At 70.1% G+C, this 13,669-nt stretch carries 12 protein-coding genes; 4 read left to right on the plus strand and 8 right to left on the minus strand.

All coding sequences use genetic code 11. The features are described 5' to 3' along the window. Nucleotides 1-28: 28 nt before the first annotated feature. The 6 genes from folE to dacB all read right to left on the minus strand — a co-directional run bounded on the left by folE (nt 29) and on the right by dacB (nt 7,695). A complete protein-coding gene (gene folE, locus CRP49_RS10675; RefSeq protein WP_094218329.1) occupies nt 29-634 on the minus strand; it encodes a GTP cyclohydrolase I FolE in 606 nt (201 codons plus the stop codon). 130 nt (nt 635-764) lie between these two features. Continuing rightward, on the minus strand, nt 765-2,804 hold the full coding sequence (gene ftsH, locus CRP49_RS10680; RefSeq protein WP_094218330.1) for an ATP-dependent zinc metalloprotease FtsH: 2,040 nt from the start codon (nt 2,802-2,804) through the stop codon (nt 765-767). A 195-nt stretch (nt 2,805-2,999) separates the two neighbouring features. Continuing rightward, a complete protein-coding gene (hpt, locus tag CRP49_RS10685; RefSeq protein ID WP_094218331.1) occupies nt 3,000-3,560 on the minus strand; it encodes a hypoxanthine phosphoribosyltransferase in 561 nt (186 codons plus the stop codon). Between the two features lie 84 nt (nt 3,561-3,644). After that, entirely contained in the window at nt 3,645-4,682 is a 1,038-nt protein-coding gene (tilS, locus tag CRP49_RS10690; RefSeq protein ID WP_097253161.1) for a tRNA lysidine(34) synthetase TilS, read from the minus strand. 193 nt (nt 4,683-4,875) lie between these two features. Then, the gene (locus CRP49_RS10695) at nt 4,876-6,024 is read right to left on the minus strand and encodes a zinc-dependent metalloprotease (protein ID WP_094218333.1); all 1,149 of its coding nucleotides are present in this window, start codon (nt 6,022-6,024) and stop codon (nt 4,876-4,878) included. Nucleotides 6,025-6,093: 69 nt separating this feature from the next. Further along, a complete protein-coding gene (dacB, locus tag CRP49_RS10700; protein ID WP_257033359.1) occupies nt 6,094-7,695 on the minus strand; it encodes a D-alanyl-D-alanine carboxypeptidase/D-alanyl-D-alanine-endopeptidase in 1,602 nt (533 codons plus the stop codon). Nucleotides 7,696-7,774: 79 nt separating this feature from the next. Between dacB and CRP49_RS10705 the strand changes: the two genes are divergently transcribed. Beyond that, nucleotides 7,775-8,266 carry an inorganic diphosphatase gene (locus CRP49_RS10705; protein ID WP_010044289.1) on the plus strand — a complete coding sequence of 164 codons (492 nt, stop codon included), beginning with the start codon at nt 7,775-7,777 and terminating at the stop codon, nt 8,264-8,266. 108 nt (nt 8,267-8,374) lie between these two features. Beyond that, on the plus strand, nt 8,375-10,030 hold the full coding sequence (locus CRP49_RS10710; RefSeq protein ID WP_097253163.1) for a threonine/serine exporter ThrE family protein: 1,656 nt from the start codon (nt 8,375-8,377) through the stop codon (nt 10,028-10,030). A 5-nt stretch (nt 10,031-10,035) separates the two neighbouring features. On the opposite strand, the gene CRP49_RS10715 is transcribed toward CRP49_RS10710, so the two are convergent. Beyond that, nucleotides 10,036-10,944, minus strand: coding sequence for a DedA family protein (locus tag CRP49_RS10715; RefSeq protein WP_097253164.1), 909 nt, complete (start codon nt 10,942-10,944; stop codon nt 10,036-10,038). Between the two features lie 141 nt (nt 10,945-11,085). On the opposite strand from CRP49_RS10715, the gene CRP49_RS10720 reads away from it, so the two are divergent. Beyond that, a complete protein-coding gene (locus CRP49_RS10720) occupies nt 11,086-11,448 on the plus strand; it encodes a YbjQ family protein (protein ID WP_097253165.1) in 363 nt (120 codons plus the stop codon). 17 nt (nt 11,449-11,465) lie between these two features. Here the strand turns inward: CRP49_RS10720 and CRP49_RS10725 are convergent, their stop codons facing one another. Beyond that, nucleotides 11,466-12,236, minus strand: coding sequence for a MerR family transcriptional regulator (locus tag CRP49_RS10725; RefSeq protein WP_097253166.1), 771 nt, complete (start codon nt 12,234-12,236; stop codon nt 11,466-11,468). Nucleotides 12,237-12,359: 123 nt separating this feature from the next. On the opposite strand from CRP49_RS10725, the gene CRP49_RS10730 reads away from it, so the two are divergent. Next, nucleotides 12,360-13,643, plus strand: a complete 1,284-nt coding sequence (locus CRP49_RS10730; protein WP_097253167.1) for an ion channel protein — start codon at nt 12,360-12,362, stop codon at nt 13,641-13,643. Nucleotides 13,644-13,669 lie beyond the last annotated feature (26 nt).

The following is a 13,669-nucleotide window of genomic DNA, read 5'->3' on the forward strand; positions in this document are numbered from 1 at the left end:
TCGTGCGGGATCGTTCGGCGCAGGTCGTTCAGCGCGCCATGATGAGGCTCATCGCCTCGTTCCGGGTCGCCGCGTCCCGCAGCTGACCGCGCACCGCCGAGGTGATCGTCTTCGCGCCCGGCTTGCGGATGCCCCGCATCGACATGCACATGTGCTCGCACTCGACCACCACGATCACACCCCGCGGCTCCAGGATCTCCATCAGGGAGTCCGCTATCTGCGTGGTGAGTCGTTCCTGCACCTGCGGGCGCCGGGCGTAGACGTCCACGAGCCGGGCCAGCTTGGACAGGCCGGTGATCTTCCCGGTCACGGACGGGATGTAGCCGACGTGGGCGACGCCCCGGAACGGCACCAGATGGTGCTCACAGGTGCTGTACACCTCGATGTCCTTCACGAGGACCATCTCGTCGTGCCCCAGGTCGAACGTCGTCGTCAGGACGTCCTCGGGCTTCTGCCACAGGCCCGCGAAGATCTCCTTGTACGCCCGCGCCACCCGGGCCGGCGTCTCCCTGAGGCCCTCACGATCCGGATCCTCACCGACCGCGATGAGCAGTTCCCGTACGGCGTTCTCGGCGCGCTTCTCGTCGAACTCGCCGATGGTGCCCTCACCGTCCAGGGTCACGGGGTCGGTCATCTGGTTCCTCGTTCCTGTACCTGTCACGCGTGCGTCCACGCGCGCTCTCTGCGGACATGCGAAATGCCGCGCCCCCCAGGCTAGAACCTGAGGGCCGCGGCATTCATTCCGGCCTAGTGGCTGAAAGTGTTCAGCTCTCGGGGCGGTCTTCCGGGGTCTTGTCCGTCACCGGGGCGGACTCCGACGCCGTCGACTTGGCCGTGCTGATCGCCGCCGTCGCTCCGTTCGCTCCGTTGGTCAGTGCCAGCTCCTTCGGGGAGAGCACCGGCGGGCGGGTGGAGGGGGTGCGGCGGGAGGAGCCGGTCCAGGCGGGCCGCGGCGGGCGCTTGTGGATCGGGGCGAAGATCTCGGCGATCTCCTCCTTGCCCAGGGTCTCCTTCTCCAACAGGTGAAGGACGAGCTGGTCGAGCACGTCGCGGTTCTCGACCAGGATCTCCCAGGCCTCGTTGTGCGCGTTCTCGATGAGCTTCTTGACCTCTTCGTCGACCAGCGCGGCGACCTCTTCCGAGTAGTCACGCTGGTGAGCCATCTCACGGCCGAGGAAGGGCTCGCTGTTGTCGCCGCCGAACTTGATCGCGCCGAGCCGCTCGGTCATGCCGTACTGCGTGACCATCGCGCGGGCCAGGTTGGTGGCCTTCTCGATGTCGTTCGCGGCGCCGGTGGTCGGGTCATGGAAGACCAGTTCCTCGGCGGCACGGCCGCCCAGCATGTAGCCGAGCTGGTCGAGCATCTCGTTGCGGGTGGTCGAGTACTTGTCCTCGTCCGGGAGCACCATCGTGTAGCCGAGGGCGCGGCCGCGGGAGAGGATCGTGATCTTGTGGACCGGGTCGGAGTTCGGCGAGGCCGCCGCGACCAGGGCGTGACCGCCCTCGTGGTACGCGGTGATCTTCTTCTCCTTGTCCGACATGATCCGGGTCCGCTTCTGCGGGCCCGCGACCACGCGGTCGATCGCCTCGTCCAGAGCCTTGTTGTCGATCAGCTTCTGGTCGCCACGGGCGGTGAGCAGCGCGGCCTCGTTGAGCACATTGGCGAGGTCGGCACCGGTCATGCCGGGGGTGCGGCGGGCGACGGCGGCCAGGTCGACGTCGGGCGCGACCGGCTTGCCCTTCTGGTGGACCTTGAGGATCTCCATGCGGCCCTGCAGGTCCGGCGGGTCGACCGCGATCTGGCGGTCGAAGCGGCCGGGGCGCAGCAGCGCCGGGTCGAGGATGTCGGGCCGGTTCGTCGCGGCGATGAGGATCACGCCGCCCTTGACGTCGAAGCCGTCCATCTCCACGAGCAGCTGGTTCAGCGTCTGCTCGCGCTCGTCGTGACCGCCGCCGAGGCCGGCGCCGCGGTGGCGGCCGACCGCGTCGATCTCGTCGACGAAGACGATCGCCGGGGCGTTCGCCTTGGCCTGCTCGAAGAGGTCACGGACTCGGGAGGCACCGACACCGACGAACATCTCGACGAAGTCGGAACCGGAGATCGAGTAGAAGGGCACTCCGGCCTCGCCGGCCACGGCGCGCGCGAGGAGCGTCTTGCCGGTACCGGGGCGGCCGTAGAGGAGCACACCCTTGGGGATCTTGGCGCCGACGGCCTGGAACTTGGCCGGCTCCTGGAGGAACTCCTTGATCTCGTGGAGTTCCTCGACGGCCTCGTCGCAGCCGGCGACGTCGGAGAAGGTCGTCTTCGGGGTGTCCTTGGTGATGAGCTTGGCCTTGGACTTGCCGAAGTTCATGACCCGGGAGCCGCCGCCCTGCATCTGATTCATCAGGAACAGGAAGACGACCACGATCAGGACGAAGGGGAGCAGGGAGAGCAGGACGCCGAGGAACGGGTTCTGCTTGGACGGCGAAACGGTGTAGCCGTCCGGAATCTGCTTGTCCTGGTACTTGGTCTGCAATGTGCCGGCGATGGCCACGCCCTGGTCGCCGATGTAGCTCGCCTGGATCTTCGAGCTGCCCTCGACCTTCTGGCCGTCCTTGAGGGTGACCTTGATGGTCTGCTCGTCACCGGTGGTGAGCTTGGCCGACTCGACCTTGTTCTCGTTGATCGCCGCCACGACCTGGCCGGTGTCCACCGTCTTGTAGCCGCCGGACGAGCCGACGACCTGCATCAACACGACCACGGCAAGGACGGCCAGCACGATCCACATGACCGGCCCACGGAAGTATCGCTTCACGTCCATCCATACGGAGCGGTGCCGCCCCGTCCCTCCTGCCATAGTGAGTTTGATAAGACAGTTCTTCTGACGGTACCCCAGCATTGTTGCCCGAAGCCGCACGGAGTGGCACGGACGGCTGGCATTCCCGTCTCTGCTTGCTCCAACGGCGCGAAACCCGCTGGGGTTCCCGATCGTCTTACAAGGGCTGGCCCGGTTGGCTCAGCCGCCGTAGACGTGAGGCGCGAGCGTACCGACGAACGGCAGGTTGCGGTACTTCTCGGCGTAGTCGAGGCCGTAGCCGACGACGAACTCGTTCGGGATGTCGAAGCCGACCCACTCCACGTCGATGGCGACCTTGGCGGCGTCGGGCTTGCGCAGCAGCGTGCACACCTTGAGGGAGGCGGGCTCGCGGGAGCCGAGGTTGTTGATCAGCCAGGACAGCGTCAGACCGGAGTCGATGATGTCCTCGACGATCAGGACGTGCTTGCCCTTGATGTCGGTGTCGAGGTCCTTGAGGATCCGCACGACACCGGAGGACTGGGTGCCCGCGCCGTAGGAGGACACGGCCATCCAGTCCATGGTGACGGGGGTGGACAGCGCCCGGGCCAGGTCCGCCATGACCATGACGGCGCCCTTCAGGACGCCGACGATGAGCAGGTCCTTGCCCGCGTACTCCGCGTCGATCTTCGCGGCCAGCTCAACCAGCTTCGCGTCGATCTCTTCCTTGGTGATGAGTACCTGCTTGAGGTCGGCACCCATGTCTTTCGCGTCCACCCGCATCACTTTCGGTCGTCCCGCACTTACGGCCGCTCTTACGGCCACCGGCTGTCCGGCCCGTCGGAGGGTCGCTCCGTGGGTCGGGATTCAGCCTTGCCGGATAACCAGTCTGCCACCCTGACGCTGGGCGACGACTTTGCCCGGGAGATTGATGGCTCCCTGACCGCGCCAGCCGGTGATCAGCCGGTCGACCTCCTCGATGTGACGGGCGAAGAGGGAGCCCGCCGGGGCGCCGGCCTCGATGGCGGCGCGGCGCAGGATGCGGCGGCGTACGGCGGGCGGGAGGGCGTAGAGCTTGGCGCACTCCAGGAGGCCCGTGGCGTCGCGTACGGAGGCCTCGGCCTGGCCGGCCCAGGCGTCGAGGGCGTCGGCGTCGTCGCGGGAGAGCTGGGCGGTGCGGGCGAGGGCTTCCACGACGCCTTTGCCGAGGGCCTTCTCCAGGGCGGGCAGGCCTTCGTGCCGTAGCCGGGAGCGGGTGTAGGCGGGGTCGGCGTTGTGCGGGTCGTCCCAGACGGGCAGGGCCTGGACCATGCAGGCCTTGCGGGCGGTCTGCCGGTCGAGGTGCAGGAAGGGCCGCCGGTAACGGCCGCCGGCCCCCGAGACCGCGGCCATTCCGGACAGGGAGCGGATGCCGGAGCCGCGGGCGAGGCCGAGCAGGACGGTTTCGGCCTGGTCGTCGCGGGTGTGGCCGAGCAGGACCGCGGCGGCGCCGTGGCGCTCGGCCGCGGCGTCGAGGGCGGCGTAGCGGGCGTCTCGGGCGGCGGCCTCGGGGCCGCCCTCGCGGCCGACGGTCACGGCGATGGACTCGGCGGGGTCGAGGCCGAGTTCGCGCAGCCTGAGGACGACCTCCTCGGCCCGGAGGTCGGAGCCGGGCTGAAGGCCGTGGTCCACGGTGATGCCGCCGGCGCGGATGCCGAGTTTGGGAGCCTCGAAGGCGAGGGCCGAGGCGAGCGCCATGGAGTCGGCGCCGCCGGAGCACGCGACGAGCACGAGCGGGGAGGGGGTGCGCTCGCGCCGGCTGGGTTCGCGGGGTTCATCGGTGGTGCGGCTGAGGTCGGTGAGGAGGTCGTGGAGGACGCGGCGGACCGCCAGGCGTATCGCCGCGACCGCAGGATGGGGACCCATGTCCGGTTCCCTTCATGAAGTTTTCGGGGGGTGAGCCCGAGGTTCGGTCACTCAGAGTGTGTAGATGGTGACAGAAGCGGGCCGTTCCCCGAGCATCGCACGCCTACCCATGGCTCACGGTCCCTCGGACGGGTGATTGAAGGGGCGTTCGCCTGCCGTCGGCCGGATTCGTTTCACGACTTCCTCATGCGGTTCACGACTCGGCCTTGCGGTGCACCCGTGCGACCCAGTCCGCCGGTTTGGCGATCTCCGCCTTGGTGGGCAGGGTGTTGGGAGATGTCCACACACGGTTGAAGCCGTCCATGCCGACGTGGTCGACCACAGCACGCACGAAGCGTTCGCCGTCCCGGTACTGCCTGAGTTTGGCATCCAGACCGAGCAGCTTGCGCAGGGCGAGGTCGAGGCGGGAGGCACCCCTGGCGCGGCGCTGCTGGAACTTCTCGCGGATCTCGGAGACGGTCGGTACGACGCTCGGGCCCACCCCGTCCATGACGAAGTCGGCGTGGCCCTCCAGCAGGGACATGACCGCGGTGAGGCGGCCGAGGATCTCGCGCTGGGCCGGGGTCTGCACCAGCTCCACGAAGGAGCGTCCGCCGTCGTCCTCCTCGCCCTCGGGGCGGCCGCCGGCGAGGGACTGGGCGGCTTCCCGGACGCGTTCCAGGACGGTCATCGGGTCGACGTCGGTCTCCGCCAAGAACGACTGGATTTCACCCTCCAGGTGGTCGCGGAGCCAGGGCACGGCGGTGAACTGCGTGCGGTGGGTCTCCTCGTGCAGGCACACCCAGAGCCTGAAGTCGTGGGGTTCGACGTCGAGTTCGCGCTCCACGTGGACGATGTTCGGCGCGACGAGGAGAAGGCGGCCGCCGCCACTCGGTGAATCAGGGGAGCCGCCGGCCGGGAGGTCGCGGGAGGCGGGGGCGAAGGTCTCGTACTGGCCGAGGACGCGGGAGGAGAGGAAGGACAGCAGCATGCCCAGTTCGACGCCGGTCACCTTGCCGCCGACGGCGCCGAGGACGGCGTTGCCGGGGCTGCTGCCGCGGCGCTCCTGCATCTTCTCCAGGAGGGGCTTGAGGATCTCCCGGAAGCCGGCGACGTTCGCGCGGACCCAGCCGGGGCGGTCGACGACGAGGACGGGGGTGTCGTGGGTTTCCGCGGTGCCCATACGAGTGAAGCCCCGGACGTGTTCCTCCGAGGCTTTCGCGTGCCGGCGCAGCTCCGCCACGACGGCCCTGGCCTCGTCGCGGCTGACCTCGGGGCCCGGTCGTACGAGCCGTGTCGCGGTCGCCACCGCGAGGTTCCAGTCGACCATCCCGGGAGATGCGGTGCCACCGAAGCTCGTCATGTGTCAACGGTACGTGAGCGCTCCCGCTTGGGGCAGGGAGTGGGGGTCGGGTGAGGTGCGGTTTCTCAACTAGCCGCAGCCACAGGCCGCCAACGCCGTGGCCGTCCTGTCCAGGGCCGACTGGGCCTCCTGGGCGTTGGTCGTGTTGGAGGCCAGGAAGGCGAAGGTCAGGAGGTGGCCGTCCTGGTCGACGACCGTGCCCGCGAGGGTGTTCACGCCGGTCAGGGTTCCTGTCTTCGCTCGTACGACTCCTGCGGCTCCGTCGGTGTAGCGGGCGGCCAGGGTGCCGGTGAAGCCGGCCACGGGCAGGCCGGTGAGGACCGGGCGGAGACCGGGGCGGGCCGGGTCGGCGGCCTTGACCAGCAGAGCGGTGAGGAGGTTCGCCGTGAGCCGGTCGTCGCGGTTGAGGCCGCTGCCGTCGTGGAAGGCGGCGCCGGACATCGGCAGGCCGAGCTTGGTCAGCTGGGTGGCGATGGCCTTCGCGCCGCCGTCGAAGCTCGCCGCCCGGCCGCTCGCCAGGGCGGTCTGGCGGGCCAGGGCCTCGGCGATGTCGTTGTCGCTGTTGGTCAGCATGCGCTCGACCAGGGCGGACAGCGGGGGCGAGGAGACGGTGGCCAGGGTCTCGGCGCGGTTGGTTGCCTTGGAGGGGCCGGGGGGTGTGGTCTTGACGCCGGCCTTGCGGAGGTAGTCCGCGAACTTGCCGGCCGCGTCCGCCGCCGGATCGCTCACGCGGGCCACCGGGCCGCTGGTGGAGTCGTTGGTGCGGCCCTCGTCGGCGGTCAGGGCGCTGACCGGGGCGAGGTTGTCGTTGACGCCGACGGGGTGCACGGCGGGGCCGGAGAAGAGCGTGGTGTCGTAGGAGAGCGTGATCTTGTGGATGCCGCGCTTCTTCAGGGCGGCGGCGGTGTCGGCGGCGAGCGTGCGCAGGCTGGCCCAGCCCTCGGCATTCGGATGGGCGGTGAGGGTGGGGTCGCCGCCGCCGACCAGGACCAGTTCTCCGGTGTCGGGTTCGAGCGCGGCGCGGGTGGTGAGGCGGTGGTCGGGGCCGAGGGCGGACAGGGCGGCGACGGCGGTGGCGATCTTGGTCGTGGAGGCCGGTGTGAAGGCCCGGCCGGCGGCGGTGCCGTACAGCTGCTTGCCGGTGCTGACGTCGACGACGGCCGCCGCGTGGCCGCCGCCGAGCGCGGGGACGTCCAGGAGCGGCCCCAGGACGTCCGCGAGGGCCTTCTGGCCCGGCGGGGCCTTCTTGGTGCTGACCGTGCCCGTGGTGCCGCCCAGGCCCGTAAGAACGGCCGGGGCGCTCGGTGCGGGCCGAGGCCCCTGCGCGCGCGTGCCGGAGTCGCCGTGATCTGCGCCACCTGACCGCTCCAGAGCGGTTGCGCGGTCCCGCTCGGCCGTACGCTGACCGTTGGCGTCCCAGGGACCGGCGACGGTCACCACACCGGCGGCCAGCGCCAGCCCGGCGGTGGCCGCGCCCGCGGTGTACTGCCAGGTCCTGACGGCTCGCGGCCCAGGGAGGTGTGCAAACCCGGGGCGCACTGCCTTCGTCAGCCGCGCGATCCGTGGTTGCGCGGCCGTCGCGGCGCGCGCCAGTCGCGGTCGTACGGCGTTCGCGATCCGCACCACATGCGGCCTCGCGGCTCGCCAAGGCCTCAGCTCTGGCACGACCACCAGCCCCTTTCGCGATCACACACCTGCGTGAGGGACACTTAACCACCAGAACTATGTGCTGATCATGGAGGAGCCACCGGTGGAGTTCGACGTCACGATCGAGATCCCGAAGGGTTCGCGGAACAAGTACGAGGTGGACCACGAGACCGGTCGGATCCGCCTGGACCGTCGCCTCTTCACCTCGACCGCCTACCCGACCGACTACGGCTTCGTCGAGAACACTCTCGGCGAGGACGGCGACCCGCTGGACGCGCTGGTCATCCTGGACGAGCCGACCTTCCCGGGCTGCCTGATCAAGTGCCGCGCGATCGGCATGTTCCGGATGACGGACGAGGCGGGCGGCGACGACAAGCTGCTGTGCGTTCCGGCCACCGACCCGCGGGTGGAGCACCTGCGCGACATCCACCACGTGTCGGAGTTCGACCGCCTGGAGATCCAGCACTTCTTCGAGGTGTACAAGGACCTGGAGCCCGGCAAGTCGGTCGAGGGTGCCAACTGGGTGGGCCGCACGGACGCCGAGATCGAGATCGAGCGGTCCTACAAGCGCTTCAAGGAGCAGGGCGGCCACTGACTGAGGCTCCCTGTTGCCACGGGCCGCACGCGCACGCGTGCGGCCCGTTCGCGCACCCATGCGCATACTGAGCCCTGACGGAATGTTGCGTTCAGGGAGCGGTGCGAGGTGACGGAGGCGGAGGACCGCAAGCCGCGGTCCGACGAGGCGCGGTACGACCCGGAGATCACGTCCGAGTTCGCCATTCCCCAGGGCATCGAGGTCCCCGAGGGCGGCGGTGAGCCGGAGACCACGTCCGAGTTCGCCGTGCCGAAGGGGCTGGAGGCGCCGCAGCAGCCGGGTGCCGAGCCGGAGGGGTCGGCCTTCACCCTGCCGAGCACCTACAGCGCCCAGGACGCCCCGCCCGCGTTCACCCCGGCGACCGGGATACCGGCGGTCAGCCTGATCAAGGACGCGCCCTGGCAGGACCGGATGCGCACGATGCTGCGCATGCCGGTGGCCGAACGGCCGGCGCTCGAGCCGGTGCAGCGGGCCGAGGAGGGCGGGCCCGCGATCCCGCGCGTGCTGGACCTGACCCTGCGTATCGGGGAACTGCTGCTGGCGGGCGGTGAGGGCGCGGAGGACGTGGAGGCCGCGATGTTCGCGGTGTGCCGGTCCTACGGCCTGGACCGCTGTGAGCCGACCGTCACCTTCACACTGCTGTCGATCTCCCACCAGCCGTCCCTGGTGGAGGACCCGGTCACGGCGTCGCGGACGGTACGCCGGCGGGGCACGGACTACACCCGGCTCGCGGCCGTGTTCCGGCTGGTGGACGACCTGACCGACCCGGAGGCCCATGTCTCCCTGGAGGAGGCCTACCGGCGCCTGGCGGAGATCCGCCGCAACCGGCACCCCTACCCAGGCTGGGCCCTGACCCTGGCGAGCGGGCTGCTCGCGGGTGCGGCCTCAGTGCTGGTCGGCGGTGATCTGATCGTGTTCGTCGCGGCGGCGCTGGGCGCGATGCTCGGCGACCGGCTGGCGTGGCTGTGCGCGGGGCGGGGGCTGCCGGAGTTCTACCAGTTCACGATCGCCGCGATGCCGCCTGCGGCGATCGGTGTGGCGTTCGCGCTGGCGCACGTCGACGTGGCGGCGTCCGCGGTCGTCACCGGTGGGCTGTTCGCGCTGCTGCCGGGGCGGGCGCTGGTGGCGGGCGTGCAGGACGGGTTGACGGGCTTCTACATCACCGCGGCCGCCCGCCTGCTGGAGGTCATGTACTTCTTCGTCGGCATCGTCATCGGCGTGCTGGTCGTCCTGTACTTCGGTGTGAAGGTGGGCGGCAAGCTGAACCCGGACGCGGCGCTGAACATCTCCGAGCGACCGCTGATCCAGATCGCCGCGTCCATGCTGCTGTCGCTGACGTTCGCCGTGCTGCTGCAGCAGGAACGATCCACCGTGCTGGCGGTGACGCTCAACGGCGGTGTGGCCTGGTCGGTGTACGGCGCCATGCACTACGCGGGCGGCATCTCCCCCGTCGCTTCCACGGCGGTGGCGGCGGGGCTGGTGGGGCTGTTCGGGCAGCTGCTGTCGCGGTACCGGTTCGCGTCGGCGCTGCCCTACACGACGGCCGCGATCGGGCCGCTGCTGCCCGGTTCGGCCACGTACTTCGGGCTGTTGTCCATGGCGCAGAACGAGGTCGACAAGGGGCTGGTGTCCCTGGCCAAGGCGGCCTCGCTGGCCATGGCCATCGCCATCGGGGTCAACCTCGGCTCGGAGATCTCCCGGCTGTTCCTGCGGGTCGGCTCCGCCGGCAAGCGCCGGGCCGCCAAGCGGACCAGGGGGTTCTGAGCCGCCTAGTGGTTCCGGGGGTACCCGTTCTGGTCGTACTGCTGCTGCGGGTACTGCTGCTGGTCGTAGTACTGGTCGTCGTAACCCTGGTGGCCCTGCTGCCCCTGGTTGTCGTAGCCCTGGTTCCAGTACTGCTGCTGGTCCTGCTGCGGCTGGTACGGCTGCTGCTGGTACGGCTGCTGGTAGGGCTCCTCCGGCTCGATGCGGCGGAGCTGAGTCGTGGCGTCGTCCATGACCGGGGGGTGCTGGTACTGGGGCTGCTGGGGAGGCTGAGGCGTCTCCTGCCGGGCCTTCTTCTCCTTGCCGCGCGCGCGGAGGAACTCGAACGCGATCGGGACCACCGAGATGAGGACGATCAGGATGAGGATCGCCTCGATGTTCTTCTTGACGAAGTCGATGTTGCCGAGCCAGGAGCCGAGCAGGGTGACGCCCGCGCCCCACAGGACGCCGCCGATGACGTTGAAGGTCAGGAACGAGCGGTACTTCATGCCGCTGACGCCGGCGATGATCGGCGTGAACGTGCGCACGATGGGCACGAAACGGGCCAGGACCAGGGACTTGGGGCCGTACTTCTCGAAGAACTCGTGCGCCTTGGTGACGTTCTCCTGCTTGAAGAGGCGGGAGTCCGGGCGGTTGAAGAGGGACGGGCCGACCTTCTTGCCGAACATGTAGCCCGCCTGGTCGCCGAGGATCGCGGCGAGGCAGATCAGGGCGATCGCGCCCCACAGCGGGAAGTCCAGGTCCCCGGACGTGATCAGCAGGCCGCAGGTGAACAGCAGCGAGTCGCCCGGCAGGAAGAAACCGATGAGCAGACCGGACTCGGCGAAGACGATGAGCAGCAGGCCCCAGATGCTGTACGTGTCGAGCAGGTAGTTGGGATCCAGCCAGCTCGGGCCGAGGGCGAGTGTCATCACGGGTCCGGGCTCCTGTGGGGGTGAGGGCGGCTACGGCGTCCTTGTGCGGGCGCACAAAGCTATCAACGCGATGTGTCCGCCCCAGGTTCCACCGGTGACTCCAGGATGCACTGTGGGGCAACTGGGGCAAAGCTGTGAGCCATGGGACTCGATGACTACGGCGGCGGCCAGGGGCCCCAGCCGGACGTGCTGGTCGTCACCACCAACGACGTGCCCGGATACCGGGTGCAGCAGGTGCTCGGTGAGGTCTTCGGGCTCACCGTGCGCTCGCGGCACCTGGGCAGCCAGATCGGCGCCGGACTGAAGTCGATGATCGGCGGCGAGCTGAAGGGCACCAAGACGCTCGTGCAGACCCGCACCCAGGCCATGGAGCGGCTGGTGGAGCAGGCACGCGCGCGTGGCGCCAACGGCGTCCTGGCGTTCCGGTTCGACGTGACGGAGGCCGCGGACGTGGGCACCGAGGTGTGCGCGTACGGCACGGCTGTGGTCCTGGCCCGGGAGTAGCCCTCCCGGGCCAGGGGTCACGCGGTGTGCCGGTCGGCGTTCGCGGTGATCGCCTGGCTCAGGTGGTCGGCGAGCCCGGGCCGCATGGAGTCGTAGAACGCCTTGAAGCGCTCGTCGGCGACGTACATCGCGCCCAGGCAGCGGTGCATGGCGTGCGGGCACTCGTAGTACCACGTGCCGATGTGCCGGCGGTGCTCCTCGGCCAGGTCCATGGCCGCCTCGCCGGACGGCTGCTCACCGGCGGTCATCAGGGCGACGTAGCGCTCGCTCCAGTCGTCGGCCTCGGCCATGAGCCGCTTCCAGTCCTCCTTGGTGTAGGTGGCGGCGCGGCGCTGCGACTCGGCGTACGCCTCCGTGCCGCCCCAGCGCTGCTCCGCCTCCTCGGCGTACTGCTCGGGATCCTTGTCCCCGAAGACCTCGAACCGCTCCTCGGGCGTGAGGTTGATGCCCATCGTGCGTGCCTCCATGGCGTGCTCCACGGCCGCCGCCATCTTCTGCAGCTTCTCGATCCGGGCGGTCAGCAGTTCGTGCTGGCGGCGCAGGTGTGCGCGCGGGTCAGCTCTGCCGGTGGCCTGGTCGTCGAGCAGGGCGGCGACCTCGTCGAGCGGGAAGCCGAGTTCCCGGTAGAACAGGATCTGCTGGAGCCGGTCGAGGTCGGCGTCGCCGTAGCGCCGGTGGCCGGCGTGGGTGCGCTGGCTGGGCACGAGCAGGCCGATCTCGTCGTAGTGGTGCAGGGTGCGCACCGTGACCCCGGCGAACCCCGCGACCTGTCCCACGGAGTAACTCACTTTTCCGCTCCTTGTCGTCGGTACGCCCTTCACGCTGAGGCCTCACGCAACGTGAGGTGCAAGCCGGTTTCCCTTCGGGATGTTCAACATCTTTTGTCCGCTTATTCCGCTTATGGTGAGCCCGTGGCCCAGGACAGCGCGCAGGCGCCCACCACCGCTCCCGCGACCCCCGCGCGCGCCCTGCTGCCGTTGATCCTGCCCGCTCTCGTCGTGGGCGTGGTGTCCAGCCTGCTCTTCGTCGGGGTGAGCGTCGGGGCCGAACAACTCCAGGGCGTGCTGTGGCAGAACCTGCCCGACGCCCTGGGAATCGGCCGCTACTCCGTGCTGTGGATCTTCGTCATGCTCATCGCGACCGGTATCGCGGTCGGTCTGGTGGTGTGGAAGGTGCCGGGGCACGCGGGGCCCGACCCGGCCACCATGGGGCTGAACGCGCCCGCGCTGCCGCCCGTCGTGCTGCCCAGCCTGCTGCTGGCGGCGGCCCTGATGCTCGCGGGCGGCCCGAGCCTCGGCCCGGAGAACCCGATCATCGCGACCAACGTCGGGCTGGCGGTGTGGCTGGGCCGCCGGTTCCTGCCCGAGCTGCCGGGTCCGCTGTGGATGGCACTGGCGGAGGCGGCGACGCTCGGCGCGCTGTTCGGCACCCCGGTGGCCGCCGCCCTGGTCATCTCGGAGGCGCTGGCCGGGCAGCGGATCAAGGGGCTGCTCTGGGACAACCTGTTCGCCCCACTCGCCGCCGCCGCGGCCGGCGCCCTGACCACCGACCTGGTCCACCACGCGACCTTCGACCTCCATCTGCCCCCGATCGGCCGGCCGGACGCGGGCGACGTACTGGCGGCGATCGTCGTCGCGTCGGTCGGCGCACTGCTCGGCATGTGCGCGGTCCACGCCTTCCCGTACCTCCACCGCGCCTTCCAGCGGCTGCGGCACCCGATGCTGATGCTTCCGGTGGGCGGGGCCGTTCTGGGGGCGCTGGGGGCCCTGGGCGGCCCGCTGACGCTCTTCAAGGGGCTGGACCAGGTCGCGGAGCTGGCGCGCGACCCCGAGGGCTGGTCGGCCGGGCAGTTCGCCACGATGACCGTGGTGAAACTGGCCGCCATGACGGTCGCCGCGACCTGCGGCTTCCGCGGCGGCCGGATCTTCCCCTCCGTGTTCGTGGGCACCGCCCTCGGTCTGTGCGCCCACGCCCTGGTGCCCGCTGTCCCGCCCGCCGTGGGGGTGGCGGCGGGCGTGCTGGGCATGCTCCTGGCCGTCACCCGGCAAGGCTGGGTGAGCCTGTTCACCGCGGCCGTCCTGGTCGCCTCGCCCGTCATCCTCGCCCTGCTCTGCATCGCCTCGCTGCCGGCCTGGCTGCTGGTGACCGGGCGGCCGCAGATGCAGTTGCGGACGGACGGCACACCGATCCGCTGACTCACTCCCCCTCTCTCTGGAGGCAC

Source organism: Streptomyces sp. Ag109_G2-15, from assembly GCF_900215565.1.
GTDB classification, from domain to species: domain Bacteria; phylum Actinomycetota; class Actinomycetes; order Streptomycetales; family Streptomycetaceae; genus Streptomyces; species Streptomyces diastatochromogenes.